We start from the raw sequence: 25,021 nt of genomic DNA, 5'->3' as shown, positions 1-25,021 counted from the left end.
GCATTCTCCAAGCCGCCTGTCAGGCCAGCCTCGCCGGGATCAGGCCGCGCAGCGAATTGCCGACGAACAGCGCCTTGGCGGATTTCAGGTCATCCAAGCTGTAGATTGCTTCAGTGGCGCGGCCTTCATCCAGAAGCACCGCGCGCAATACGCCAGGCAGCAGGCCGCAATCGAGCCGGGGCGTCGCCAGGATGCCGTTGCCGAAATCGGCGAAGACATTGGTTATCGTGCCTTCGCAGATCTCGCCGCGCTCATTGGCCAGCAGCACCTCATCGGCCTGGGTGATGAGATATTCGGAGCGGGCATGGCTGTAGAGCTGCCGCCGGCTGGTCTTGTGGCGCAGCAGCATGTTGCCTGAATCGAGCCGCGTCCGTGCCAGCCGCAGCGCCCACACCTTGTCGGCGGCAAGCGGTTCATAAGGCTGCGCCGAGGCATTGGCCTCGCCATTGCGCGACAGAGCGAGCCGCGTGCGCATGGCGATGGGGGATCGGTCGACCGCGCAGCTCAGCGCCTCGCCGACCCTTTGGGGATCGTAACTGAAGCCCAGTTCCACCGCCGAGCCATGGAGGCGCGCAAGATGGCGATCGAGGCGCAGGAAGCCCGAGGCGGGTTCCCAGCGCATGGTCTCGATCAGCTCGAAATCGGCGGGGTCCCCGTCGCGAAGCGGGCTTTCAGCAGACACTCCTGATACTCCTGTTCGGCGACCGAATCGAAGACGATGCCGCCGCCGACATTGTAGACGGCCTCGCCGCTGGCAAAGAGCGAGATGGTACGGATCGCCACCGAAAAGCGCATCGTGCCGCCAGGTGCGATCCAGCCGATGGCGCCGCAATAGACGTCGCGGGGCGTGCCCTCCAGATCGTGCAGGATCTCCATGGCGCGGATTTTTGGCGCGCCGGTGATCGAGCCGCACGGAAACAGCGCCGCGAAGATTTGGCGTATGCCGAGGCCGGGCAGCAGCTTGGCCCTGACGTCGCTCACCATCTGGTGCACGGTCGGGTAGGTTTCGATGCGGAACAGTTCCGGCACTTCAAGCGTGCCGACCTTGCTGATCAGCGATATGTCGTTGCGCAGGAGGTCGACGATCATCCGGTTCTCGGCCTGGTTCTTCTCGTCGTTGCGCAGGAAATTCTTCTGCCGCTCGTCCTCATCCCTGGTAGCGCCGCGCGGTGCGGTACCCTTCATCGGATGCGTCTCGATCATGCCCGCGGCATCGATCTCGAAGAACAGTTCGGGCGAGCGCGACAGAACGACCGGGTCGCCGAGCGCGACCAGCGCGCCGTATTTAACCGGCTGGCGTTCGGTCAGCGCGTCGAAGGCGGCGAGCGGATCGCCAGACCATTGCGCCTGCACCGGAAAGGTCAAGTTGCCCTGATAGCAATCGCCTTGCCTGATATGTCGGTGCAGCCGGGAGAACCGTTTCTCGTAATCCTCGAACGACCACGTCGCCCTTGCGTCGAAGATCGGGCCGTTGGTCGGCGTGCTTCGCGGCGGCACCGCTTGTTCCTCGGGAGCATCGAAGACCCCGAGGCATACCAGTGGCGCCCGGCGCCCGCCCGGCAGCAGGGGAACGAGTTTCGGCTCGAGCAGGTAACCGGCCTCGTAGGAGAAATAGCCTGCCAGCCATTTTCCGGCGTCGTGCGCGGCCTGCGCCGCTTGTAACGCAGCCTGGAAGTCCTTGGCGTCGTGCGCGACGATAACGTCAGCGGGCCGCTCGAAAACGAGCTGGCGCGCGCTTTCGTCATTGCGGAAAATTGCGGCGGGCAGGGACATGGGAACCGGGATCGATGAGGCCGACAATGGCTCTACATGGGGGGCCGGCGGCGCGCAATCGAGGGAACGGCACACTGTCCCTCAAAGCCGACCCAGGGGGTTCGACCCTTGCCGGCAAAACAAACCGGCGGCGCATGGCGCCGCCGGTTGTGATTCCTCGGCAGCTCAGGTGTTGCTGGAGCCTCCCGCCGTCGGAAACTGCCTGGCGTATTCGGCCTCGTTGCCGGCGGCCAGCAGCCTGGCCTGTTCGACCCAGCGCTCGCGTTCGACCCGGCCGCCGAATTGCAGGGCGTGTTCGATCCGCTCGATGTCGGCTGATGTCCAGGCGGCGATCTGGGCGAAGCTGGTCACACCTTGCCCCTTGAGAAGCTTCTCGTTGGCCGGACCAATGCCGATCAGCCGGCGCAGATTGTCGGGCTTGGCCGACGCTGGCTTGCCCGAAGCTGGCTTGACTGCCGCCTTCTTGGCGGTTGCCGGTTTGGGCGCGGCCGAACTCTTGGCCGCCGAAGCGGCGGCGGCCGCGGGTTTGTTCGCGGCGGGTTTGGCCGCCGCTGGCTTGGGCGCAGCCGACTTTGCGGTGGTCGCGCTCGCAGGAGCGGCCTTTGCGGATGGTTTGGCGGGCGCAGCCTTGGCCGATGCCGGAGCGGATTTGGCGGCAGCCGGCGTCGACATCACGGCAGCCGGCGTCTGACTGGCGGCCTTAGCCGCGCCGGTCCCCGAGGAAGCCTGCGCCTCGCGCAGCTGGCGCTGGAGGTCGGCGCGCGTCTTGCCGCATGCATCGAGTTCGCCGGTCAGGCGGTCGCCGTCGGCACGCAGCCTGTCGCGCTCGCCGCGGGTGCGGTCGAGGTCGCCGCGCAGGCTGTCGAGTTCACCGCGCAGACGCCCCCAGAGGAACCAGCCAACCAACACGCCTACCAGGAACGCCAGGACCACGTAGAAAAAAGTGCCCATTGTGTCTCTCCAGTCAGATCGGTCCGCCCTGGGTCATGACCTTCGGCGCAGGATTACCCGATGATGGTTCCGCGGGTTCGCGGAACAGCCGGCTTCGGTTCGAGCAGTCGGCGATCGGCTTTGCATGCCCATGGCCAACGGCCGTTGTCGCGTTCGCCTGAGCGTCACGGTCGGCCGGGACTTCCCCTCGCCGATCCGCATGGGCTCCGGCTGAGCTTGGAGCGAAGGCTATCATAGAGCTTGCGGAAAGCTATGGGAAAACGTCCCGGAGAGTTCTTCAAGAACAAATATTTAGGATAGTAATAGCCGGGCCAGGACATGCGTTCCGGCTAAACTGTTCTTGCCGGGCGAGAGGCGTCTCAACCGTCCAGCGTTTCCAGTTCGTCGATCAGGCCGCCGATCACGCCGAGCCCGATTTGCCAGAAGGCGGGGTCGGTGGCGTCGAGGCCGAAAGGCGCCAGCAACTGCGAATGATGCTTGGTGCCGCCGGCACGCAGCATCTCGAAGTACTTGTCCTGAAAGCCGCGCTCGGCATTCTGGTAAACCGCGTAGAGCGAGTTCACCAGACAGTCGCCGAACGCATAGGCATAGACGTAGAAGGGGGAGTGGATGAAATGAGGGATGTAGGTCCAGAACACCTCGTAGCCCTCGCGCAACTTGATCGCCGGCCCCAGGCTTTCGGCCTGAACCTCCAGCCAGAATTCGCCGAGCCTGTCGGATGTCAACTCGCCGTTGCGGCGCTCGGCATGCACTTTGCGCTCGAACTCGTAGAAGGCGACCTGGCGCACCACCGTGTTGATCATGTCCTCGACCTTCTGGGCGAGCATGGCCTTGCGTTCGCGCCGGTCGGTGGTCCGCTCGAGCAGCGAGCGGAAGGTCAGCATCTCGCCGAAAACGGATGCCGTTTCGGCCAGCGTCAGCGGTGTCGAGGCCATCAACGCGCCCTGGCCAGCGGCCAGCACCTGATGCACGCCGTGCCCGAGTTCATGCGCCAGCGTCATCACGTCGCGCGGTTTGCCCATGTAGTTGAGCAGCACATAGGGGTGAGCCGATGGCACGGTCGGGTGGGCAAAGGCGCCTGGTGACTTGCCCGGACGCACCGGCGCGTCGATCCAGTTGCGGTCGAAGAAGGTGCGCGCGATCTCGGCCATCTCGGGCGAGAAGCGCTGATAGGCCGACAGCACCGTGTTCCTGGCCTCGTCCCAGCCGATTACCGCCTGCGGCGTCTCCGGTAATGGCGCGTTGCGGTCCCAGTGGTTCATCACCTCCATGCCGAGCCAGCGCGCCTTCATGACGTAGTAGCGGTGCGACAGGCGCGGATAGGCCTCGCGCACTGCGGTGGCGAGCGCATCGACCACGCCGCGCTCGACGCGGTTGGCGAGATGGCGTGAATCGGCGATGTCCTCGAAGCCGCGCCAGCGGTCGGAAATTTCCTTGTCCTTGGCAAGCGTGTTGGTGATCAGCGTAAAGGTGCGCAGGTTCTTGCGGAAGGTCGTCGCCAGGGCCTCCGAGGCGCGCCGGCGGACCTCGCCGTCGGCATCCTGCAGGCGGTTGAGCGCCGGCTCCAGCGTCAGGTCCTCGCCGTCGATATCGAAGCGAAGATCGGTCATCGTCTCGTCGAACAGGCGGTTCCAGGCGCCGCGCCCCGTGATCGACTTCTCGTGGAAAAGCTGCTCGACGCGGTCCTCGAGCTGATAAGGCTTGTCCATGCGCAGATCGAGCACCCATGGGCGGTAATGCCCGAAGGTGGGGTCGCTGGCCAGCGCGCCTTCGATTGCGTCGTCGTCGATAAGGTTCAGTTCGAGCGCGAAGAACAGGAGATGCGCGCTGGCGTCGGTCATCTTCTCCTGGATGTCGCCATAAAGCTTGGCGCGCTGCGGGTCGGCGGTGTTGCCGGCATAGACGAGGCCGGCATAGGAGACGATGCGGCCGATCAGTTCCTCGAGCGCCTCATAGGCGGCCAGCGCCTCGCCCATCCTGCCGGCGCCGCGGCGCCCAGCCTCGGTGGCGAGCGTGCCTTTCCAGCGGGCTTCGAAGGCGATGGCGTCGGCGGCGGCCTTGGCAATGTCGCGCTTCAATTCCGGCGCGTCCATGCCGGCATAAAGGTCGGTGAGATTCCATTCCGGCAGATCGCCAAGCCCGGCCGCACCCTGACCGGATGCTGGCGCCGCAATCCGCCGATCAAACATCATGCGCATCGACATACCTTTTTTGAGCCAAGTGGCCGGCCTTGAATCAAGGGGCCGGAATCAGGGAACCAGAATCGACGGGAATGGAGAAGCCGGTCAAATCCTAAGGAATTCGTTCACCGGGTTTTTTGAAACCTTATTTAGAACCCTGTGCCAAGATGATCCATGGGGATTTCGGGCGCGGGCAGACCAAGACAGTCATGACAGGTTCCATACTCATAGTCGATGACGATCCCGTGCAGCGCCGGCTGCTCGAGGCGGCGGTGACGCGGTTCGGCCACACCGCGATCGTCGCCGATGGCGGTGCTGCCGGCCTCGAAATTCTCGACGGGCCCGGCGCCCGCGACGTCTCGGTGGTGATCCTCGACCTGGTCATGCCCGGTCTCGACGGCATCGGCGTTCTGAAGGCGATGCGCGAGCGTGACATCAGCGTGCCGGTCATCGTGCAGACCGCCCAAGGCGGCATCGAAACCGTGGTTTCGGCGATGCGCCACGGCGCCTTCGATTTCGTCGTCAAGCCGGCTTCGCCCGACAGGCTGCAGGCCGCGATCTCCAATGCGCTCAAGGTCGAGGCGGTTGAGGGCGAGGTCAAGCGCACGTCACGCAAACGCGGCGGGCTGCTGACCTTCAGGGACATGATCACCCAAAGCCCGGCCATGGACAGGGTGATACGCCTCGGCCAGAAAGCGGCTGCCTCCCACATCCCGATCCTGATCGAGGGCGAATCCGGCGTCGGCAAGGAACTGGTTGCGCGTGCCATCCAAGGCAGCGGCGACCGCCGCTCGAAACCGTTCGTCACCGTCAATTGCGGCGCCATCCCCGATAATCTGGTGGAATCCATCCTGTTCGGCCACGAGAAAGGCTCCTTCACCGGCGCCACCGACAAGCACACCGGCAAATTTGTCGAGGCGCATTCTGGCACGCTGTTCCTGGACGAGATCGGCGACCTGCCGCTCGACGTGCAGGTCAAGCTGCTGCGCGCCGTCCAGGAGGGCGAGGTCGATCCGGTCGGCGGCCGCTCGACCGTCAAGGTCGACATAAGGCTGATTTCGGCGACGCACCGCAACCTTCTGCAGCGGGTCAAGGACGGCAAGTTCCGCGAGGATCTGTTCTACCGGCTGAATGTCTACCCGATCTTCGTACCGCCGCTACGCGACCGCCGCGACGACATTCCCCATCTGGTCACGCATTTCATGGAGAAGGTGGCGCCGGCCGACCCGCGCCATCGGCTGAAGGGCATTTCGGCGGCGGCGCTCGCGGTGCTGCAGGCTTATGACTGGCCTGGGAACATCCGGCAGCTCGAAAACGCCGTCTTCCGTGCCTCGGTGCTGTGCGAAGGCGATGTGTTGACCGCCAAAGATTTCCCGCAGATCCGGGCGCAGGTGGAAGGCACCGTCAATCTCGAAACCGATGACAGGTTCGAAGCAGGCGGCGCCGCGCCGCCACTGGCGCCGCGCGACGAGGATGTCGTGCCCGACGAGACCGCTCCGGCGGCCGCGCGCGAGCAGCTCGACGAGGCGCAGCCCCGCTTCGGCACGCTGCGGGCGCTCGACGAGCGCGGCAATATCCGTGCCTTGGCCGACGTCGAACTTGAGATGATCAAGCTCGCCATCGATCACTATAACGGCCAGATGAGCGAGGTCGCCCGCCGGCTCGGCATCGGTCGCTCGACGCTTTACCGCAAGCTCAAGGAATACGGCATCGACCCTGAAACCGGCCGCGTCGAGAGACTTGCTTGCTGAACCGTAAGGCCGGGACCAGCTTCCCTCGTTATCGTGTGGCCTGACTCTCCCGGATCATAGCGGTCGGAATCGGCGTCCGACGGGGCCTTGTTCACGCATTGCGGCCGGCGGTAACAGATCGTGTTCGGCCAAAGCCGGAATTCTGATCTAAACCAGCGGTTTACCAAGAAACCTTGCGGACAATTTTTGACGGGATATCGCCATGGTCTTACCGCATTTCGGCTTCAATAAGCGATGATTAACCATTAGGATCGATATTCGGATGTGATAAAGACACGTCCGTTTGGGCAAATCCGGGGACAAACGGCAGCCTGCAAGGCCTTTTGATTTGAACAGAATCGAACGACTCACAAACGGGCGGCATTATCATTTAAGCGTCTGGCCGAGATGGTTGGCGGCGGTGATCGTCGCATTTGGTGTTGTCGCCGCGGCCGCCACGGGCGCCAAGGCCGAAGTTCGTTCGCTGAAGCTCTATCATCTCCACACGCACGAGAAGGCGGAGATCGTCTACAAGCGCAATGGCCGCTATGTTCCCGAGGGCCTGAGGAAGATCAACATCATCCTGCGCGACTGGCGCCGCAACGAGCCGACCAAGATGGACCCGCGTCTGCTGGACCTTGTCTGGGAGGCGTATCGGGAAAGCGGCGCCACCGACTATATCCAGGTCGTCTGCGGCTACCGTTCGCCGTCGACCAATTCGATGCTGCGCAGCCGCAGCCGCGGTGTCGCCGAGAAGAGCCAGCATATGCTCGGCAAGGCGATGGATTTCTATATTCCCGGCGTGCCGCTGAAGAAGTTGCGCAATATCGGCCTCAAGATGCAGGGCGGCGGCGTCGGCTATTACCCGACTTCCGGTTCGCCGTTCGTCCACATGGATGTCGGCAATGTGCGCCACTGGCCCGGCATCAGCCGCCAGGAGCTGGTCAGCCTTTTCCCCAATGGCAAGACGCTGCATGTGCCGAGCGACGGCCGGCCGTTGCCCGGCTATGAACAGGCGCTGGCCTCCTACCAATCGCGCAAGGGTTCCGGCACACCGAATATCGAAATGGCCAGCGCTGGTGGCAGCGGCAAGAAATCCGGCGGGTTCCTCTCCGCCTTGTTCGGCGGCGGTGGCGCCGACGAGGCCGACGACAGCGCCGACGTTGAGACCGCTTCTGCCGCACCAGCGCCCAGGGCTGGAAGTCTGAAGCCGGCCGCGACCGCCAAGAGCAGCAACCTGCCTGGTATCGCCATCGTGGCCCCCGAGAACGCCCAGCGCGCCGACATTCCGCAGCTTGCCGACGAGCAAGCTCCGGAACCGGAGAAGAACACGCCGGAGACGATCATCGCGGCACTGCCGGCCAAGGAAATCCCACTGCCCGATTTCGCGCCGCGGCCGAAGGCCGATGTCGGCGAACAGCAACCTGAGAATGTCCCCTTCGCCATGGCGGATGCGACGGCCACCAACGATCAGCCAGTGGCGACCGCGCAGGCGCCGGCGAACATGCCTTTCGGCAAGGCCGCCGATCCGGCTGCCATCGCGGAAGCCGCCGCTGCCGATCCGGCGCAGGTTGCCGTCAACAACATCCCCCTGCCGACATGGCGCCCCGAGCGCTCGCTGCCGGCCGATCTCGCACCGCCACCCAGCAAGGATGTGCTGATGGCGCTTGCCGATACGGCTGACCACGGCAAGACCGCGACGGACGCGTTCTCCGTGCTGCCGACTGCGCGGCCCGACACAGCCAAGCCAGACGCGATCAAGGCCGTGCTCGACGAGGCAAGTGCCCAGGTCGGCACCGCCGACGAATACCAGCTGGCGTCGCTGTCCGAAGAACCGCGTTCGGCCTTCAACGATCCGTCTGGTATCGATGCGGCGTCACCGCGCCAGGCCGTTGCCGCCCGCCCTGCCGGGACAGATCCCGCCGCCGCGATCGGCGCCGGTGTGAAGACCACCCGCAAGGAAGCCAGGGCCACCGCCCACGACCAGAAGCCCGGCCCGAGGGCCGTCGTGGTTGCCGCGGCACCGCAGGCCGCCCGCTGGGCGCTGACCAGCGGCGAGAACGTCGCCACCGTTTCGAGCGCGACGACCGCGCCGGGTTATGCCTACAATATTGTGCATTCGCCGCCGAGCGAGGTCTATACGGCAGGCTTCCAGCCCAGCAACCAGATGGCCGAGGCCAACCGTTTCACCGGCAATGCCGTCAAGTTCCTGTCGGTCGCCCGCTTCCAGACGAAGTAGCAAACAAGCCCGAGTACCGTGAAAGCCGCGCCGGGCGACCCGCGCGGTTTTCTGCTGTCCAAGGTGCGCTGCAAGTGGTGTCTCGACGCAGCAGGATCACGCCCGGCTGAACTTCTCGTGAAGCCGGAACGGTTCCCTCATTTGAGGGTTGGTGTGCGTGCGTTCAAACCCGGGGATATCCATGAAAAACATTCTACTGGCATCGGTCATTGCACTTGCAACCGCCGCGGCGGCCGTTGCTCCCACGCAGGCAGCGACCGTTGTCGTCAAGACCCACGATCATATGCACATGATGAAGAAGCACTGCCGCACCAAGGTGGTGACGCATTGGCGGCACCACCACAAGGTGACGGAGACGGTCAAGGTCTGTAGGTGATCGCTCTCAAAGAGGCCCGGTCGACGCCAGTCGGCCGGGTCTTTTCATGCCCTCCGAAGGGCGTTATTTCGCGAGTTTGCTGGCAGCGCGTGCGAGAGTTTCGATCTCGTCCCACTTGCCGGCCTTGACCATGTCGTCGGGCGCGACCCACGAGCCGCCGACGCAGATGACATTGGACAGGCTGAGGTAGTCGGCCGCGTTCCGGCCGGTGATGCCGCCGGTCGGGCAGAACTTGACGTCCGCGAGCGGCGAGGCAAAGGCCTTGAGCGACGCGATGCCGCCGGACTGTTCGGCCGGGAAGAATTTCAGGAAGCGCAGGCCGGCTTCGCGCGCGGCCATGATCTCGCCGGGCGTGATGGCGCCGGGCAGCAGTGGCACCTCGCTGTCGGCGGCGGCGGCCAGAATCTCGCGGGTGATGCCGGGGCTGACGATGAAGCGAGAACCCGCAGCGGCTGCCTCGTCGAACTGCCTGCTGTCCAGAATGGTGCCGGCGCCGACAATGGCCCCCTCGACCTCGCCGGCCACGCGGCGGATCGCTTCGAGCGCATCCGCGGTCCTGAGCGTGATCTCGATCGCCGGCAAGCCGCCGCGCGCCAGAGCACGGGCCAGCGGCACCGCATCGGCGACGTTGGCGATCTTCAACACAGGAATGACCGGCTGGCCATTGAGAAGCGACAGGAGTTTCTCGGTCTTGCTGGGCATCGGTCTCACCTTGTCGAGGGCCGCATTGAAGGGAATTTCAACCGATTAGCAGACGGGTATTGGCCTGTCCACGGAAGCGGTCGCGGCGCGATGTCACGCGTCGCCGCCGAGCTTAAGGGTTCTTTCCCGACAAGGCCATGACAGGCCGGGCGAAACCCCTTTCGCCTTGAATCGGCTTCCGCGAGCGTCTAGTTGCTCTGGCGATGACAACATTGTCCGCGCCCTCCCAGCCAGTCCGCGTCGCCGCGCTTTACCGTTTTGCCCGGCTCGACGCTTTCGCGGCGTTGCGCGCGCCGCTCGCGGCCTTCTGCTGCGGGCGCGGCATCAAGGGCACGCTGCTGCTGGCGCATGAGGGCATCAACGGCACCGTCGCCGGGGGCGAGGAAGCGATCGCCGCGCTGATCGAGCACATTGAAGCGATCGACGGCCTGTCGGGTCTCGAGGTCAAGTACAGCAGTGCCACGGCGATGCCGTTCCACCGCATGAAGGTGCGGCTGAAGCGTGAGATCGTCACCATGGGCGTCGAGACCATCGACCCGGCGACGAGTGCTGGCACTTATGTCGAGCCGGACGACTGGAATGCGCTGATCTCGCAACCCGGCACGATCGTCATCGACACGCGCAACGCCTATGAAGTCTCGATCGGCACCTTCAAGGGCGCCGTCGATCCGGCGACGGCAAGCTTTCGCGAATTCCCGGCCTGGGTGGAAGCGCACCGGGCGGATCTCGAAGGCCGCAAGGTGGCGATGTTCTGCACCGGCGGCATTCGCTGCGAGAAAGCGACCGCCTATGTGAAGTCGCTCGGCTTCGAGGACGTGTTCCACCTCAAGGGCGGCATCCTCAAATACCTCGAGGTGGTTCCGGCGGAGAACAGCCTCTGGCAAGGCGAGTGCTTCGTCTTCGATGAGCGGGTCTCGGTGTCGCACGGCCTTGCCGAGGGGGACGCGGAACTCTGCCGCGCATGCCGCCATCCACTGGCGGAGAGCGACCTGACGTCGCCGAAATACGCCGCCGGGATTTCGTGCCCGCACTGCTTCGACGCCCGCTCGAACGAAGATCGCAAGCGATACGCGGAGCGCCAGCGGCAGGTCGAGCTCGCGCAAGCCCGGGGCAGAGGGCCGCACATCGGATCCTGATCGAGGCGCCGCGGCCCGGCAAAGCGGCCGCCTGTCATTGCAATGTCAGGCTTCGGGACCTACGTCTTCGGCGTTCGAAACCTGCCCGTTCGGCCGGGCGAATCCTGGAGGCATTGATGTTCGATCCCAAGAAGCTTCTCGACGATCTGCTCGGCTCGCAGGTTCCCGGTACCAGCGGCACCGTCCGCGACAAGGCCGGGCAAGCGGTGCAGATGGCCAAGGACAATCCGCTGGCCGCCGGCGCGCTGGCCGCCGTGCTGCTTGGGACCGGCGCCGGGCGGCAGGTGACCGGCGCCGCGGTAAGGCTCGGCGGGTTGGCCGCCATCGGCGGCCTCGCCTACAAGGCCTATCAGAATTACAAGGCCGGCAGCGCACCGGAACAGGCGCCCGCAGCCGGCGAGCCGGAATTGCTGCCGCCACCCAAGGACACCGCCTTCCACCCGTCGCAGGCGCCGCAAGGCGAGGATGAGTTCACGTTGACCCTGGTGCGGGCGATGATCTCGGCGGCCAAGGCCGACGGCCATGTCGACGATGAGGAACGCCAGAAGATCGCCGGCAAGCTCAGCCTTGCGGGGATCGGCGCCAATGCGGAAAAATTCCTGATGGCGGAGCTGGAGCGTCCACTCGACGTCGACACGCTGGTGGCCGGCGCCAGGACCGACGCGCAGAAGCTTGAGCTCTACACGGCGTCACGTCTCACCATCGACCCCGAAACGCGCGCCGAGCGCGGGTATCTCGATCTGCTTGCCGGCCGGCTTGGCCTGCCGGATGCGCTGGTCGACCATGTCGAGGCGACGGTTTCGGCGGCGAAAGTGCCCGCCGCCAAGGGTACGTCACCCAATCCGCGCTGGTAGCCCGGATCGGCACAAGAGGCCCGGAGGCGTTAACCTTTCGTTAACTCAGGAAGCGCATGATTCTAAACAGTCGGATCGGCTTTCCTCCTCCCAAGCCCGGTTCAGATCAGGGCGGTCGCCAATGACCGCCCTTTTTGTCGGGCCCGCCGGGTCCTGCGGGATCGTGCTGCCGCTTGCCATCGCTGTCATCATTTGCGATGCCTTCTCCCGGGCCAAATCCTGAAAATCAGTCGGGCACGCGCGGCGCTGCCGGAGGACATCAGCCATGACCGAACAAAAAACCGCCATCGTCACCGGCGCCGGCACCGGGATCGGCAAGAGCGTCGCCACGGCGTTGCTCGAGGCCGGCTGGAATACGGTGTTCTGCGGGCGGCGCAAGTCCGTGCTGGATAGCGCCATAGCGGAGGTCGGCCCGACCGAGGCCAAGGCTTTGGCGGTTGCCTGCGACATCAGCAAGGCCGGCGAAGTCGACGATCTGTTCGAGACCGTCGCGGAGGCGTTCGGGCGCATCGACCTGCTCTTCAACAATGCCGGCATGGGCTACAAGTCGACGCCGATCGACGAGATCCCGGTCGAGGTGTGGAACGATATCGTCGGGGTCAATCTCACGGGATCTTTCCTGTGCGCGCGTGCGGCCTTCGGCGCCATGCGCAAGCAGAAGCCGATGGGCGGCCGCATCATCAACAACGGCTCGGTGTCGGCTTATGCACCGCGCCCGGGTTCGGTGCCCTATACGGCGACCAAGCACGCCATCACCGGGCTGACCAAGACGCTGGCTCTCGACGGCCGTCCCTATGACATCGCCTGCGGCCAGATCGACATCGGCAATGCGCTGACCGACATGGCGCAGCCGATGACCGTCGGCGTGCCGCAGGCCAATGGCTCGATCGCCGCCGAAGCGGTGATGGACGTCCAGCGCGTCGCCGATGCGGTCGTGCACATGGCCAGCCTGCCGCTCGACGCCAACGTGCTGTTCATGACGGTGATGGCGACCAAGATGCCATTCGTTGGGCGTGGGTGAGCGGCGGTTGCCGCGGGTTCAGTTGCCCGCCAGCGGCACCCCGGGCTTGAAGAGCAGAATGGGCCTGATCTCGTAAACGGCGGTGGCATTGGCGCGGCGAAGGTCACGGGCGATCGCGATCGCGTCGTCTCTCGTGGCGCAATCGACGACATAGAGGCCGAGCAACTGTTCCTTGGTCTCCGCGAAAGGCCCGTCGAGGACCACGCCGTCGCCTGGGCCGCGCAGGGTGCACGCATCCTGTGTCGCCCCCAGACGCGCGGATGGTCCAAGCGTGCCTTCCTCACGAAGCCTGGTGTTTATCTTCAACAACTCGGCCATCAGCGCCGCATCTTCTTGCGGCGTCAGCGCGTTGATCACTGCTTCGACGTGATAGGCAAGGATTGCGTAGAACATCCGAGGTTCCCTCATTCGGTTCCGATCGGGGGAAGTCGTAGCCGTTTTCGGCATGCCCGCCCAGTCTTGCCCAAGCGCCTCCGGACGGCTCATGACAGCGTGCCCGCGGCCGCCGCATACTGTCCGAGAGATGAGATCGGCCGGGCTTGAGCGTTACTTCGCCAGGAACGCTCCGATCCTGTCCAGCGCGCGCAAGATGTTCTCCTCGGAGTTGGCGTAGGAGAGCCTGACATAGCCTTCGCCGAGAATGCCGAAATCGGGGCCGCCGATCAGCGCCACGCCGGCCTCGTCGAGCAGGGCCGAGGCGAGCTTCTTTGCCTGCCAGCCGGTCTTCGATACGTTCGGGAAGGCATAGAACGCGCCCCTGGGCGTGATGCAGGAGATGTTGGGCAAGGCGTTCAGCCCTTCGACGACGATCTTCCGGCGGTTGTCGAAGGCGCGCATCATCTTGTCGACGTCGTCCTGCGGGCCGTCGATGGCGGCGATGCCGGCGAACTGGCTCGGCGCGTTGACGCAGGACCAGCAATTGACCGCCAGCTTGCGCACCTTGTCGTAGAGATGGGCGCCCTTGTCGCCGGTTGGCCAGATCGACCAGCCCATGCGCCAGCCGGTCATTGCCCAGGTCTTCGACCAGCCGTTGAGCACGATCAGCCGGTCGCGAATCTCGGGAAAGCCGAGCAGTGAGCAATGCGTCTCGCCGTCATAGGTCATGACGTCGTAAATCTCGTCGGAGAGGATGGCGACATCGGGGTGCTTCTCAAGCCCCTTGACCAGTTTTTCGACCTCGGTCCGGGGCGTGACGCCACCGGTCGGGTTGGCCGGCGAATTGAGGATCAGGAGCCTGGTCTTCGGCGTGATCAGCGCCAGCGTCTCTTCGGCCGAGAAGGCGAAGCCGTTCTCCTCGCGCATCGGCACGGGAATGGGTGCCGCACCCGTGAACTCGATCATCGAACGGTAGATGGGAAAACCGGGGTCCGGATAGAGGATCTCGGCGCCGGGTTCGCCGAACATCAGGATGGCGGCGAACATGGTCGGCTTGCCGCCGGGCAGGATCATCACCGCCTCTGGCGAGACCTCGACGCCGGTGGTGGTCAGCGTGCGCCGCACCACCGCCTCGCGCGTCGCCAGAAGGCCGTTGGCCGGCGTGTAGCCGTGATGGCCGTCGCGCAAGGCCTTGATCGCGGCCTCGACAATGTGCTGCGGCGTCTTGAAGTCGGGCTGGCCGATGCCGAGGTTGACGATGTCGCGGCCTTGTTGGGCAAGTGCCGTTGCTCGCGCCAGCACGGCGAAGGCGTTTTCCTCGCCGAGACGGTCGAAGGCCGAAATCGTGTGGAGCATTTTTCCCGTCCGTGTGGTTCTTGCTGTTGGGTTGCGTTTTTGTGAGCCTGATCAGGCAAAAGTCAAACAGATTGGAGTTTCTGGTGTCGGAAAACCTGAAAGATTGGCAGCCGCGTCCGCGTCCGGAGCGCAAGGTGCTGGATGGCCGCACCGTCAGGCTCGAGCCGCTGAGCGCCGCAAGGCACGGCGACGGCCTTTACGAGGCATCCTCGGTATCCGACGTCGATGGCCGCTTCGCCTGGCTGCCCGATTATCCGCCGGAAACCCGCGCCGCCTTCCAGCCATGGCTGGACAAGGTCGAGTCCAGTGAGGATCCACTGTTCTTCGCCGTCATCGACAAGGCCAGCGGCAAGGTCGCGGGACGCCAGACGCTGATGCGCATCGACCCGGCCCACGGCGTCATCGAGATCGGCAACATCTATTGGGGACCGCTGATCGCGCGCAAGCCGGCGGCGACGGAAGCCCAGTTCCTGTTCATGAAATACATCTTCGACGAACTCGGCTATCGCCGCTACGAATGGAAGTGCAACAACCGCAACGAGCCGTCGAAGCGCGCGGCGGAACGGTTCGGCTTCAAGTTCGAGGGCATTTTCCGCCAGCATCTCATCGTCAAGGGTGAAAACCGCGACACAGCGTGGTATTCGATCATCGACAAGGAATGGCCGGCTCTGCGCAAGGCTTATGAAGCCTGGCTCGATCCGGCCAATTTCGATGGTGACGGCCAGCAGAAGCGGCGGCTCGAGGATTTTCGCGCGGAATTCGGCGCCTAACGGGAGTTTGCCATTTGGCGCATACCCACGATCACAGCGGGCATGACCACGGCGCCGGCCATGTGCATGGCTCGACCGACAAGAAGCGCGTCCTGATCGCGGCCTGCCTGACGGCCGGCTTCATGGTGGCGGAGACGCTTGGCGGCATTTTCACCGGGTCGCTGGCGCTGTTGGCGGATGCCGGCCACATGCTGGCCGACGCCATCGCGCTCGGCCTTGCCTGGTATGCCTTCCACCTTGCAGGCCGACCGGCGACCGGTCGTCACACCTATGGCTTCGGCAGGGTGAAGACCTTGGTTGCCTACACCAACGGCATCGCCATCTTCGTGATCGCGCTGTGGATCGTCTACGAGGCCTGGGGGCGTCTGCAGACGCCGGCGCCGGTGCTGGGTGGGCCGATGCTGGTGGTGGCGATTCTCGGCCTGCTGGTCAATATAGGCTCCTTCCTGGTGCTGCATGGCGGCGACCGGGACAACCTCAACATGCGCGGCGCCATCCTGCATGTGCTTGGCGATCTGCTCGGCTCGGCCGCGGCGATCGTGGCGGCACTGGTCATTTTGGCGACTGGCTGGACGCCGATCGACCCGATCCTGTCGGTCCTCGTGTCGCTGCTGATCCTGTCGACGGCCTGGTCGCTGATGCGCGCGGCGGCCCACGTCCTGCTCGAAGGCGTGCCGCCAAGCCTTGATCGCGACCTGATCGCCGGGGATATCCAGGCAAGGGTCAAGGGCGTACGCGAAGTGCACCATATGCATATCTGGTCGCTCGACGGGACGAGCAGCATGGCGACGCTGCATGCGTGCCTTGACGAGGGTGTCGATGCGCATCAGGCCGTCAGCGCCATCAAGAAGCGGCTTGCCAGCGCGCACGGCATCAGCCATGCCACCGTCGAACCGGAATTCGGCCAGTGCGCTGACGGTGGCGGCGACCACGACCACGATCATGAGCATGAGCACGATGCGGCCCCGCATCACGGCCACTATCACTAGGCCCGATCGATGACCATCGATGGGACCCGCCTCAGGAGTTCTCCAGCTTTGAACGTCAGCCCGATGAACGACCGCCGCTCCGGTGCGGCATGATGGACCGCGACACGCGCAATGCGGCCATTGCCGCGATCTCGATCATGCTTCTGTTCGGCATCACCGCTTTCTACCTGCCGACCGTGATGTTGGCGCTCGGCAGTTTTTCGACCGTTCTGGCGGGTATCTTCGGCACCGCCTTCGTGCTGGCGTTCTTCCTGGTGTTCTGGCTGCGGGCACGCACCCAGCGCAAAAATCAGGACAAGTAAGGGGATATCGGACATGCGCATTCTGATCACTGGCGCCGCGGGCATGGTCGGCCGCAAGCTCATCGCCCGGCTGGCCGGCGACGGCACGCTGCGCGGCAAGCAGATCACCGCGCTCGACCTGCACGACATCGTGCCGCCGCAGGCCCCGGCCATGAACGGCGTCAGCGTCGCGCTGCACACGGGTGACCTTGCCGATGCAGGCGCCGCCGAAAGCCTGGTTGCGTCGCACCCCGATGTCATCTTCCACCTCGCCGGAATCGTATCGGGTGAGGCGGAAGCGAATTTCGACCTCGGCTACCGCGTCAACCTCGACGGCACCCGCGCGCTGTTCGATGCCATCCGCCTGGCGGGGTTCGCGCCGCGCGTCGTGTTCACCTCCTCGATCGCGGTGTTCGGCGCGCCGTTCCCGGATGTCATACCCGATGACTTCCATCCGACGCCGCTGACCTCCTACGGCACGCAAAAGCAGATGAGCGAGGCACTGCTGGCCGACTATACCAGGCGCGGTTTCTTCGACGGCATCGGCATCCGGCTGCCGACGATCTGCGTGCGGCCGGGCAAACCGAACAAGGCGGCGTCCGGGTTCTTCTCCGGCATCATCCGCGAACCTCTGAGCGGGCAGGAGGCGATCCTGCCGGTGCCGCGCTCGGTCGTGCATACCCATGCCAGCCCGCGCTCGGCGGTGAACTTCCTGGTCCATGCGGCCGAGATCGACGGCACCGCCGTCGGGCCGCGCCGCAACCTGACGATGCCCGGCGTCGCCGTCACCGTCGGCGAGCAGATCGAGGCGCTGGAACGCATTGCCGGCACCAAGGCGGTGAAGCTGATCCGCGAGGTGCCCGACGAGACGATCTGGGCGATCGTCAAGGGCTGGCCGACCCGGTTCGAGGCACGACGGTCAAGGGAGCTCGGCTTCAGCGCCGAAAAGAGTTTTGACGAGATCATCCGCGCGCATATCGAGGATGAATTGGGCGGCAAGATTCCCGGTTAGGGGCTGTGAAGCTAGGACAAGTCTGGCCTGGAGCCGGATGATTTCAGGTCGAGTCGACCTGAATGATGTCGCCCGAAAACCGCTTCATACTTTTTGGCATCATGCTCTAGACGCCGCCCGTCAAGCTCGCTGACAGCAACAGCAGTCCGAACAGGAAGACAAAGGCGGCGCCGCCGATCTCGACGATCGAATGGATGCTGTTGCCCATGCGGCCGTCGCCGGCGAAATACACCGCCCAGTTCTTGGCGGTCACGGCCATCGTCGCCAGCGCCGAAACGGTGATGGCGGTTCCAATCGACATCGCCAGCACCGACAGAAGGCCACCGAGCCAGAGTCCGTTGAGCAGCGCGAAGCTCAGCACGATCAGCGCGCCGGAGCAGGGACGGATGCCGACCGCCGCCACCGCCGACCACGCCGTGCGCCAATCGAAGCGGTCACCCGAAAGCAGCGCCGGATCGGGTGCATGCGAGTGGCCGCAGGTTTCGCAGACTTCGCCCGCGGCATGGTCATGATGCCCATGATCGTGCGTGCCATGGTCATGATGAGAGTGGTCATGCACATGGTCTTGATCGTCATGCGCGTGCAGCGCGTGGGCATGAGCTTGCGCCGAATGCGCGTGGGCGGCGCCGTGCGAATGACCGGCATGCAAATGACCGGCATGGGAATGGCCGGCATGGGAATGGCCGGCGTGAGCGGCCGACAGGCTGTAGGCGGGTCGCTTGCGAAACAGGCGCAGGACGGCTGGACTCAGCTTGCGCCACAAAAGCCAGGCGCCGAAGAGGGTGACCAGGGCAAAGCTCATGATCTCCATGAACCAGGCCGCATCGGTCATCGAGACGGTGGTGCCGCGCAGGACGAAATAGGCGAGCAGCATCACGAGGATCGCGGTCAGGCCCTGCAGCAGCGCCGAAACGAAGGACAACAGGATGCCGCGCTTCAGCGCCACTTCGTTTGCCACCATGTAGGAGGAGATCACCGCCTTGCCGTGGCCGGGGCCGGCGGCGTGGAAAATGCCGTAGGCGAAGGACAGGCCGACGAGCATCCAGATCTTGCTGCCGTCCTGGCGCATCGCCTTCATGGCTGCCGCGAGCGAACGGTAGAATTCCTGTTGCCTCAGATTGATCCACATCAGGATGTGGGCGAACGGGCCGGTGGTCGGCGCCATGCCGTCATTGACGCCGATGCCGAGCGAGCTCTGGGCGTGCGCGGCATTGGCGAAATGCATCATGGCAAAGGCGAGGGCCATCAGGCCGAGTGCCAAACGCAGGGACGGTTTCGAACGGTTCCCGATCAGATTCACCGGATCTATCCTTCTGGCTGACAGGTCAGTTCGAGCTTGGTGGCAAAGATCTTGCTCATGTCGGTGCCTGTCGGATCGTTGAAGAAGGCATCCGTCAGGGTCTTCTGGTTTTCCTTGATCGCTTCGTCCGGGTCCGGCCGGACGACCTTGCTCGTGCAGTTCGACGGCAGGCCCTCGACAGAGATGTTGGAATCCTCGGTGAAGTCGATCGCCGTGTAGAAGGTCGGATCGTAAACGCCGATGTCGATCGTGCCGGTCAGCTTGATCGGTACCTTGGGTTCGGACTCGAACAGGATAATCAACTGGTCGTTGTCGAAATTGGCCATCAGATGCGGTGGCGGCACCATCGTCACGTCCTTGCCGTTCTGCGTGACCAGCTGGAAATAATTGAACTCGGCCAGCGAGGCATGGACGGTATCGGCGACCTCCTTCAGCTCCTTGTCATCAAGCTTCAGGTCGGAGTTCTTGTCGAATTCCATCATCACCGTGCTCGAAAACAGGTCGTCGAAGCGCCACAGATGGCGCAACGCTTTCACGCTTTGGTGATCCGGGGACAGGATCACGTCGAGGCGTGCCTCGGCGAAGACGTGCGGATGCACCTCCGCAGGTCCCGTTGCGGCAAAAGTCGCCGCCAAGGCCGAAGCCAGCATGATTACGTGCCGTTTCAAATGCATTCCCGGTCGCGATTCCCCTGGCTTTCGAGAGAGCTGTCGAAGGTTACCAGAAAGGGGGCGAAATTGGGACTGCGGGCGCATGTCACCCAAAAGTGCGCGAAGTTTTGGAGCAGCGACACGCACCCATGAGAGCCGCGCCGCGCCCTATCTGGGGTCAGGCGCTCTCGCGCGTCCTGAACCATTGCACCAGGAAGTCGACGAAAACGCGCACCTTCGCCGGCAGGTAACGGCGATGCGGATAGACGGCGAAGATGCCGCCGCCCGACAGGATACGGTCGTCGAGCACCGCCACCAATTGGCCGCTCTTGAGGTCGGGCGCGGCGATGAAATCCGGCAGGATGCAAAATCCAAGGCCCGACAAGGCCGCGGCGCGTGCCGCCATCGGGCTGTTGACCTCGATCGGGCCCGACACGGCGATGCTCACCGGGTCGCCATTGTCACCCTTGAACGGCCAGTTGTTCAATCCGCGGCCATTGGTGTCGACGATGCAGGGCATGTGGCCGAGATCCTGCGGCCGCGTCGGCATGCCATGCTTGGCGATGAGTTCGGGAGAGCCGCAGAGCTTGATCGAAAACGGCGCCAGCCGCCTGGCGATCAGCGAGGAGTTCTCCAGGCGCGAGATGCGCACCGCGAGGTCGAAGCCTTCCTCGACCAGATCGACGAAGCGGTCGTCGAGCTGGATGTCGAGCACGATATCGGGATACTGCTTGGCGAAGTCGATCAGCGACTGGCCGATCGGCGCGTCGGCGAAAGTGCGCGGCGCCGACAGCTTGATGCGGCCGCGCACGTCGCCGGAGGATTCGCGCACGGCGTCGGCCAGGCTGTCGACTTCACGCACGATCTCCGAGGCGCGACGGTAGTAGGTGTGGCCGGCCTCGGTCATCGAGAACTGGCGCGTGGTGCGGTTCAGCAGCAGCGCGCCGAGCTCGTCCTCCAACTCGCGCACATATTTCGACAGCAGCGCCTTGGAGCGGCCGATCTTGCGCGCCGCGGCTGAAAATCCCTCGGCCTCGACGACGTCGATGAAGGCGCGCATGCGGGTCAGTGTATCCATTGTTCAGGCTCTTTGTGCTGCGTCCAAAGCGCGTTGCGTCGAAGCGGATTCATGCGACGCGCTTTTGCGTTTTTGTTTGATGCGTGTCGTCGCCGCAAAACCGAGGTCACTTTTGCGCGACATGCATGAGAAGTTTCCGGCCGAGCCGTATCAGGGCAATGTCGCTACCGGAAGGGCCAAGCAGCGAAAGCCCGAACGGTGCGCCGGCGACCGAGCCGATCGGCAAGGTGATCTGCGGGAAGCCGGACAGTCCGGCCAGGCATAGGAGATGCAAGGCGCGCTCGCGATAGGCCTGGAACTGCTCCGGCGTGCTGTCGACATAAGGCGCCGGGCCCGGCACCGTCGGCAGGATAAGGAATCCGTCCTTGCCGAGCAGGGCGCTCAATTCGCCGCGAAAGGTCAGCCGGCGGACTTTCTCGGCCTGTGCCGTGCGGTCGTCGACAGTACGGCCGAAGCCGAAACGCTCCTCGACGCCTGGACCAAGGTCGCGCTCGCCGCTGCTGATCCATTCGCCATGCACCGCCCAGGCCTCCTTGGCCTGCAGCCGGCGAAAGCACCAGTAGAGTTCATCCGGGGGAGAGCTGAAGCGCGTCGCTGGCGTCGCCGGCGCGCCGAACACCGCGCCCGCCAACGCCTTCATTCCCGCATATTCCGCGAGCGCCGGCCGGGCAACCATGTCGTCGAGCCAGCCGAGGGTCAGCGGGCGCTCGAGCGGATGCTGGTGCGGGTCGCGGCCAAGCAGAAGCTTGCCGACGGTTTCGTAGGTTTCGATGTCGTCGGCGAACCAGCCGAAGGTGTCGAAACTTGGCGCCAGCTGCATGGCGCCATCGAGGGAAATGCGGCCATGCGTGGCGCGCAGGCCGATCAGTCCGCAGAAACTCGCCGGCGCGCGGATCGAACCACCGGTGTCGGACCCCGTAGCGATGTCGGCCAGCCTGCCCGCCACCGCCGCCGCCGAGCCCGACGACGAGCCGCCGGTCACGCGGTCGGGAGCCGCGGGGTTCACCGGAAACGGAAAATGCGCGTTCTGGCCGAACAGGGCGAAGGCGAGTTCGTCGGTCTGGGTCTTGCCGATGAAACGCGCGCCGGCATCGAGAATCATCTGCACGGCGGGAGCCGTGCGCGACGCGGCGTGACCCTCGGCGAATTTCGACAAATTGCCGCAACCGGTACGGTAGCCGGCAACGTCGTAAATGTCCTTGACCGCCAGCCGCAGGCCGGCCAGGGGGCCAAGTTCGGCATGCGCCACCGGCATCTGGCGAAGGTCGAGAAAGGCGTTGAAGGGGCCGTGCGTGCCTGTCATCGTTCGATATCCGGATACGTTGCACCAACATTGTTCGATGCCAGGAATTTTACAACCTGGGATACGATTTTTATTGATTGTGAAATGCTTCGCCCCTATATCGCGCTTGCCCAAAGTCGCACGTGCCTGTGGGTGTCCGCCGATCCTCGAATGGTGAGGGCAATCGGTAAGGTAACTGGAGCTAACCCCTCCAGTCGGTTTAGCGGCCAACCGCCAGACCGAGGACACCTTGAAGCAACGACGGTGCGGGCCTTTCTGGTTCTCTGCCGGTTGTCCAAAGACCGGGGTTACTGAAGAGGCACACCTTCATTGCCGGCAGTGCGGAACGGGGTTCTCCCAATCCAAGCCAAGGCAGACAAAGCGGACCGAAGCCGGGCAAGGCTGAGGTTCATCGCCGCGAGACGGCGTTTCATGGTTCCGGGGTCTCCACCGGCTGGTTCCATGAATTTTCCGTCCCGCCTTTGTTTGACCGCGTGTTCGCGAGGCCGACAGCCCGCGTCCGCACCCTTGTGCGCGCCGAAAGGCGTGTTGGAGAAACCCGATGGCTACACAGCGCATCCTCGACTTCCTCGCCACCCGACGTCCGTCCGGCCCCTGCCTCGTCGTCGACCTCGATGTCGTGCGCGACAATTTCCGCGCCTTCGAGAAGGCTCTGCCCGATTCCAAGATCTACTATGCGGTGAAAGCAAACCCGGCGCCGGAAATCCTGCGCCTCCTTGCTGCGATGGGCTCGTCCTTCGACACCGCTTCCGTTGCCGAAGTCGAGATGGCGATGGACGCCGGTGCGCCGGCGGACCGCATCTCCTTCGGCAACACCATCAAGAAGGAGCGTGACATCGCACGCGCCTATCAGTTCGGCATCCGGCTGTTCGCGGTCGACTGCGTCGAGGAAGTCGAGAAGATCGCCCGTGCCGCTCCCGGCGCGCGCGTCTTCTGCCGCGTGTTGACCGACGGCGAAGGCGCCGAATGGCCGCTGTCGCGCAAGTTCGGCTGCGTGCCGGCCATGGCCGTCGACGTGCTGCGCCATGCCAAGGGCCTTGGCCTCGATGCCTATGGCGTGTCGTTCCATGTCGGCTCGCAGCAGACCGACCTGACCGCATGGGACCGTGCGCTCGCCGACGCCAAGAAGGTGTTTTCGACGCTGGCCGACGAAGGCATCGTCCTCAAGATGGTCAATATGGGCGGGGGCTTTCCGACCCGTTACCTGAAGGACGTGCCGGTGGCGCAGGCCTACGGCCAGGCAATCTTCTCGGCGCTGCGCAAGCATTTCGGCAACGCGCTGCCCGAGACGATCATCGAGCCGGGCCGCGGCATGGTCGGCAATGCCGGCGTCATCAAGTCGGAAGTCGTGCTGATCTCGAAGAAGGCCGACAACGACAATGTACGCTGGGTATTCCTCGACATCGGCAAGTTCGGCGGTCTGGCCGAGACGATGGACGAGGCGATCCGCTACCCGATCGTCACCGCGCATGACGGCTCGGAGACCGCGCCTTGCGTGCTCGCCGGCCCGACCTGCGATTCGGCCGACGTCATGTACGAGAAGACGCCGTATCCGCTGCCTTTGTCGCTGACCATCGGCGACGAGGTGCTGATCGAAGGCACCGGCGCCTACACGACCACCTATTCGGCGGTCGCCTTCAACGGCTTCGAGCCTCTCCGATCCTACGTGATCTGACGGTTCGAAAGAACCGGTCAGATCATCCCAGGTGGGCGGCTGCCGCCCGCTTGGGCTCGCCTGTGGAACATATCTCCGCTCGTGAAGGGACCGCGGAAATGGACATTGCAAATTTCGTTGTTGAGGACGCCGCGCGCGGAATCTCCCCCCTTGAGGAGGAGATGGCCACGCAGTGGCCAGAGGGGGTCGTCTCAGCTGCCTCGACCTCTCTTGGACCATATGGGGCCAGCGTTTCACGCGCGGCGACCCCCTCTGTCGCCTTCGGCGACATCTCCCCCTCGAGGGGGGAGAGTGTCCGCGCCATTGTCGTCGTTGCCGAAACCGCTGATGACGTCGCGGCCCGCGAGGCGCTGCTCGACGACGCCATGGGGCCGAAGCGCAGGACCAAATCGTCGGAGAAGCTGCGGCGCGGCCGCCGGCCCTCGGAGGGCTTGGCTTTCGTGGCGCGCGATGTCTCGGGCGGCGTGGCCGGCACGGTCCGGCTATGGGATGTCACCCTGGGCGAGGGTGGTCCGGCAGCGCTGCTGCTTGGCCCGCTCGCCGTCGACCCGGCGCTCAAGAGTGCCGGCATCGGCTCGGCGCTGATGCGGCATGCCGTGGCCGAGGCGACGCGCCTTGGACACGCGGCGATCCTGCTGGTCGGTGACGAGCCCTACTATGGCCGCTTCGGCTTTTCGGCCGCCAGGACCGGTGCCCTCGCCATGCCGGGACCTTACGAGCGGCACCGCCTGCTGGCGCTGGAACTGGTGGAGGGAGCGCTTGACGGCGCCGCGGGCACGCTGAAGGCATCCAGCCGCAAGCTCAAGGCACAGGCGCCGACCCTGGCGGCGTGAGCCTGCAAGCGCGACTGCCCTTCAGACAAACGCCGCCCGGAAAGGCGGCGTTTTTTCATCTCGAAGCCGCTTCTGGCGGCGTTCAACCGATCAGCTGGCTCAGCGCCATGGCGACGGTCATGTCGCCTTCGACCTTTATCTTGCCGGTCATGAACGCCATGGTCGGGTTGAGGTCGCCCGCGATCAGCGAATCCAGATCGTCGAGCGACAGCTTGATGGTGCAGTCGGTGGGAGCATCCATGGTCGAGACGGTTGAGCCGTCGATGACGATGACGCCGTCGCCGCCGGTGTCGAATTTCACGGAACGATCGAACCCGCTGCTGGCCACGCGCGACTTGATCTTCTCGGCAATCTCCTGAACGCTCACGCTGTTCTCCTGTCTGGTTGCATCTGTCACGCAATGGCACTCGGTCCAGCCGAAGTGCAATGCGGCATCA

The 25,021-nt window shown here is 64.6% G+C and carries 24 protein-coding genes; 12 read left to right on the top strand and 12 right to left on the bottom strand.

Annotated features, from left to right (window positions below):
• Positions 1-19: 19 nt before the first annotated feature.
• The 4 genes from LB556_RS04765 to LB556_RS04750 all read right to left on the bottom strand — a co-directional run bounded on the left by LB556_RS04765 (position 20) and on the right by LB556_RS04750 (position 4,922).
• On the bottom strand, positions 20-682 hold the full coding sequence (locus tag LB556_RS04765) for an aminotransferase class IV family protein (RefSeq protein ID WP_224564613.1): 663 nt from the start codon (positions 680-682) through the stop codon (positions 20-22).
• Complete coding sequence (locus LB556_RS04760) at positions 631-1,785, bottom strand: aminodeoxychorismate synthase component I (RefSeq protein ID WP_411908568.1); 1,155 nt, start codon at positions 1,783-1,785, stop codon at positions 631-633. Before LB556_RS04760 ends, LB556_RS04765 begins: the two co-directional genes overlap by 52 nt.
• Before the next feature lie 153 nt (positions 1,786-1,938).
• Positions 1,939-2,724 (bottom strand): proton-conducting membrane transporter, encoded by a 786-nt coding sequence (locus LB556_RS04755; protein WP_224564607.1) that lies wholly within the window; start codon positions 2,722-2,724, stop codon positions 1,939-1,941.
• A 359-nt stretch (positions 2,725-3,083) separates the two neighbouring features.
• Entirely contained in the window at positions 3,084-4,922 is a 1,839-nt protein-coding gene (locus tag LB556_RS04750; protein ID WP_224564604.1) for a M3 family oligoendopeptidase, read from the bottom strand.
• 191 nt (positions 4,923-5,113) lie between these two features.
• On the opposite strand from LB556_RS04750, the gene LB556_RS04745 reads away from it, so the two are divergent.
• The 3 genes from LB556_RS04745 (at position 5,114) to LB556_RS04735 (ending at position 9,249) form a co-directional block, all read left to right on the top strand.
• On the top strand, positions 5,114-6,655 hold the full coding sequence (locus LB556_RS04745) for a sigma-54-dependent transcriptional regulator (RefSeq protein WP_224564601.1): 1,542 nt from the start codon (positions 5,114-5,116) through the stop codon (positions 6,653-6,655).
• A 400-nt stretch (positions 6,656-7,055) separates the two neighbouring features.
• Positions 7,056-8,873, top strand: coding sequence for a DUF882 domain-containing protein (locus LB556_RS04740; RefSeq protein ID WP_224564598.1), 1,818 nt, complete (start codon positions 7,056-7,058; stop codon positions 8,871-8,873).
• A 181-nt stretch (positions 8,874-9,054) separates the two neighbouring features.
• Complete coding sequence (locus LB556_RS04735; RefSeq protein ID WP_224564596.1) at positions 9,055-9,249, top strand: hypothetical protein; 195 nt, start codon at positions 9,055-9,057, stop codon at positions 9,247-9,249.
• 63 nt (positions 9,250-9,312) lie between these two features.
• Here the strand turns inward: LB556_RS04735 and LB556_RS04730 are convergent, their stop codons facing one another.
• The gene (locus tag LB556_RS04730) at positions 9,313-9,951 is read right to left on the bottom strand and encodes a 2-dehydro-3-deoxy-phosphogluconate aldolase (protein ID WP_224564594.1); all 639 of its coding nucleotides are present in this window, start codon (positions 9,949-9,951) and stop codon (positions 9,313-9,315) included.
• 203 nt (positions 9,952-10,154) lie between these two features.
• Between LB556_RS04730 and LB556_RS04725 the strand changes: the two genes are divergently transcribed.
• From LB556_RS04725 to LB556_RS04715, 3 genes are all read left to right on the top strand, one after another.
• A complete protein-coding gene (locus tag LB556_RS04725; RefSeq protein WP_224564592.1) occupies positions 10,155-11,087 on the top strand; it encodes a rhodanese-related sulfurtransferase in 933 nt (310 codons plus the stop codon).
• A gap of 116 nt (positions 11,088-11,203) precedes the next feature.
• Positions 11,204-11,941 carry a tellurite resistance TerB family protein gene (locus tag LB556_RS04720; protein WP_224564590.1) on the top strand — a complete coding sequence of 246 codons (738 nt, stop codon included), beginning with the start codon at positions 11,204-11,206 and terminating at the stop codon, positions 11,939-11,941.
• Between the two features lie 265 nt (positions 11,942-12,206).
• Positions 12,207-12,962, top strand: coding sequence for an SDR family oxidoreductase (locus LB556_RS04715; RefSeq protein ID WP_224564587.1), 756 nt, complete (start codon positions 12,207-12,209; stop codon positions 12,960-12,962).
• A gap of 18 nt (positions 12,963-12,980) precedes the next feature.
• Here the strand turns inward: LB556_RS04715 and LB556_RS04710 are convergent, their stop codons facing one another.
• Both LB556_RS04710 and LB556_RS04705 read right to left on the bottom strand, forming a co-directional pair.
• A complete protein-coding gene (locus tag LB556_RS04710; RefSeq protein ID WP_224564586.1) occupies positions 12,981-13,355 on the bottom strand; it encodes a YciI family protein in 375 nt (124 codons plus the stop codon).
• Positions 13,356-13,508: 153 nt separating this feature from the next.
• A complete protein-coding gene (locus LB556_RS04705; RefSeq protein ID WP_224564583.1) occupies positions 13,509-14,693 on the bottom strand; it encodes a pyridoxal phosphate-dependent aminotransferase in 1,185 nt (394 codons plus the stop codon).
• An 83-nt stretch (positions 14,694-14,776) separates the two neighbouring features.
• Here LB556_RS04705 and LB556_RS04700 point away from each other — a divergent pair, with 83 nt between their 5' ends.
• The 4 genes from LB556_RS04700 to denD all read left to right on the top strand — a co-directional run bounded on the left by LB556_RS04700 (position 14,777) and on the right by denD (position 17,745).
• Complete coding sequence (locus LB556_RS04700; RefSeq protein ID WP_224564581.1) at positions 14,777-15,463, top strand: GNAT family N-acetyltransferase; 687 nt, start codon at positions 14,777-14,779, stop codon at positions 15,461-15,463.
• Between the two features lie 14 nt (positions 15,464-15,477).
• On the top strand, positions 15,478-16,452 hold the full coding sequence (locus LB556_RS04695; protein WP_224564578.1) for a cation diffusion facilitator family transporter: 975 nt from the start codon (positions 15,478-15,480) through the stop codon (positions 16,450-16,452).
• An 89-nt stretch (positions 16,453-16,541) separates the two neighbouring features.
• Complete coding sequence (locus tag LB556_RS04690) at positions 16,542-16,754, top strand: hypothetical protein (protein WP_224564575.1); 213 nt, start codon at positions 16,542-16,544, stop codon at positions 16,752-16,754.
• 13 nt (positions 16,755-16,767) lie between these two features.
• Positions 16,768-17,745, top strand: coding sequence for a D-erythronate dehydrogenase (gene denD / locus LB556_RS04685; RefSeq protein ID WP_224564572.1), 978 nt, complete (start codon positions 16,768-16,770; stop codon positions 17,743-17,745).
• A 106-nt stretch (positions 17,746-17,851) separates the two neighbouring features.
• On the opposite strand, the gene LB556_RS04680 is transcribed toward denD, so the two are convergent.
• The 4 genes from LB556_RS04680 to LB556_RS04665 all read right to left on the bottom strand — a co-directional run bounded on the left by LB556_RS04680 (position 17,852) and on the right by LB556_RS04665 (position 22,076).
• Positions 17,852-18,991: a nickel/cobalt transporter gene (locus tag LB556_RS04680; protein ID WP_224565066.1), complete on the bottom strand. Its 1,140-nt coding sequence runs from the start codon at positions 18,989-18,991 to the stop codon at positions 17,852-17,854.
• Positions 18,992-19,050: 59 nt separating this feature from the next.
• The gene (locus LB556_RS04675) at positions 19,051-19,719 is read right to left on the bottom strand and encodes a DUF1007 family protein (RefSeq protein WP_224564569.1); all 669 of its coding nucleotides are present in this window, start codon (positions 19,717-19,719) and stop codon (positions 19,051-19,053) included.
• A 154-nt stretch (positions 19,720-19,873) separates the two neighbouring features.
• On the bottom strand, positions 19,874-20,773 hold the full coding sequence (locus tag LB556_RS04670; protein ID WP_015315874.1) for a LysR family transcriptional regulator: 900 nt from the start codon (positions 20,771-20,773) through the stop codon (positions 19,874-19,876).
• A 106-nt stretch (positions 20,774-20,879) separates the two neighbouring features.
• Positions 20,880-22,076 carry an amidase gene (locus LB556_RS04665; RefSeq protein ID WP_224564567.1) on the bottom strand — a complete coding sequence of 399 codons (1,197 nt, stop codon included), beginning with the start codon at positions 22,074-22,076 and terminating at the stop codon, positions 20,880-20,882.
• 541 nt (positions 22,077-22,617) lie between these two features.
• On the opposite strand from LB556_RS04665, the gene odc2 reads away from it, so the two are divergent.
• Both odc2 and LB556_RS04655 read left to right on the top strand, forming a co-directional pair.
• On the top strand, positions 22,618-23,751 hold the full coding sequence (odc2, locus tag LB556_RS04660) for an ornithine/lysine decarboxylase (protein WP_224564565.1): 1,134 nt from the start codon (positions 22,618-22,620) through the stop codon (positions 23,749-23,751).
• 161 nt (positions 23,752-23,912) lie between these two features.
• On the top strand, positions 23,913-24,584 hold the full coding sequence (locus tag LB556_RS04655) for a GNAT family N-acetyltransferase (protein WP_224564563.1): 672 nt from the start codon (positions 23,913-23,915) through the stop codon (positions 24,582-24,584).
• A gap of 82 nt (positions 24,585-24,666) precedes the next feature.
• On the opposite strand, the gene LB556_RS04650 is transcribed toward LB556_RS04655, so the two are convergent.
• The gene (locus LB556_RS04650) at positions 24,667-24,951 is read right to left on the bottom strand and encodes an SCP2 sterol-binding domain-containing protein (protein WP_224564561.1); all 285 of its coding nucleotides are present in this window, start codon (positions 24,949-24,951) and stop codon (positions 24,667-24,669) included.
• Positions 24,952-25,021: the final 70 nt, after the last annotated feature.

It is taken from the genome of Mesorhizobium sp. ES1-4 (assembly GCF_020164745.1).
Classification (GTDB): Bacteria; Pseudomonadota; Alphaproteobacteria; order Rhizobiales; family Rhizobiaceae; genus Mesorhizobium.
Note: the sequence above shows the minus strand (reverse complement) of the source record. Positions and strands in the feature narration are given on the sequence as shown.

Excerpts from the sequence above, each read along its gene's own strand:
- denD (WP_224564572.1), top strand. The coding sequence starts at position 16,768 with ATGCGCATTCTGATCACTGGCGCCGCGGGCATGGTCGGCCGCAAGCTC.
- LB556_RS04720 (WP_224564590.1), top strand. The coding sequence starts at position 11,204 with ATGTTCGATCCCAAGAAGCTTCTCGACGATCTGCTCGGCTCGCAGGTT.
- LB556_RS04665 (WP_224564567.1), bottom strand. The coding sequence starts at position 22,076 with ATGACAGGCACGCACGGCCCCTTCAACGCCTTTCTCGACCTTCGCCAG.
- odc2 (WP_224564565.1), top strand. The coding sequence starts at position 22,618 with ATGGCTACACAGCGCATCCTCGACTTCCTCGCCACCCGACGTCCGTCC.
- LB556_RS04735 (WP_224564596.1), top strand. The coding sequence starts at position 9,055 with ATGAAAAACATTCTACTGGCATCGGTCATTGCACTTGCAACCGCCGCG.
- LB556_RS04710 (WP_224564586.1), bottom strand. The coding sequence starts at position 13,355 with ATGTTCTACGCAATCCTTGCCTATCACGTCGAAGCAGTGATCAACGCG.
- LB556_RS04715 (WP_224564587.1), top strand. The coding sequence starts at position 12,207 with ATGACCGAACAAAAAACCGCCATCGTCACCGGCGCCGGCACCGGGATC.
- LB556_RS04755 (WP_224564607.1), bottom strand. The coding sequence starts at position 2,724 with ATGGGCACTTTTTTCTACGTGGTCCTGGCGTTCCTGGTAGGCGTGTTG.
- LB556_RS04690 (WP_224564575.1), top strand. The coding sequence starts at position 16,542 with ATGATGGACCGCGACACGCGCAATGCGGCCATTGCCGCGATCTCGATC.
- LB556_RS04680 (WP_224565066.1), bottom strand. The coding sequence starts at position 18,991 with ATGGCCCTCGCCTTTGCCATGATGCATTTCGCCAATGCCGCGCACGCC.
- LB556_RS04730 (WP_224564594.1), bottom strand. The coding sequence starts at position 9,951 with ATGCCCAGCAAGACCGAGAAACTCCTGTCGCTTCTCAATGGCCAGCCG.
- LB556_RS04670 (WP_015315874.1), bottom strand. The coding sequence starts at position 20,773 with ATGGATACACTGACCCGCATGCGCGCCTTCATCGACGTCGTCGAGGCC.
- LB556_RS04745 (WP_224564601.1), top strand. The coding sequence starts at position 5,114 with ATGACAGGTTCCATACTCATAGTCGATGACGATCCCGTGCAGCGCCGG.
- LB556_RS04705 (WP_224564583.1), bottom strand. The coding sequence starts at position 14,693 with ATGCTCCACACGATTTCGGCCTTCGACCGTCTCGGCGAGGAAAACGCC.
- LB556_RS04750 (WP_224564604.1), bottom strand. The coding sequence starts at position 4,922 with ATGCGCATGATGTTTGATCGGCGGATTGCGGCGCCAGCATCCGGTCAG.
- LB556_RS04725 (WP_224564592.1), top strand. The coding sequence starts at position 10,155 with ATGACAACATTGTCCGCGCCCTCCCAGCCAGTCCGCGTCGCCGCGCTT.
- LB556_RS04655 (WP_224564563.1), top strand. The coding sequence starts at position 23,913 with ATGGCCACGCAGTGGCCAGAGGGGGTCGTCTCAGCTGCCTCGACCTCT.
- LB556_RS04675 (WP_224564569.1), bottom strand. The coding sequence starts at position 19,719 with ATGCATTTGAAACGGCACGTAATCATGCTGGCTTCGGCCTTGGCGGCG.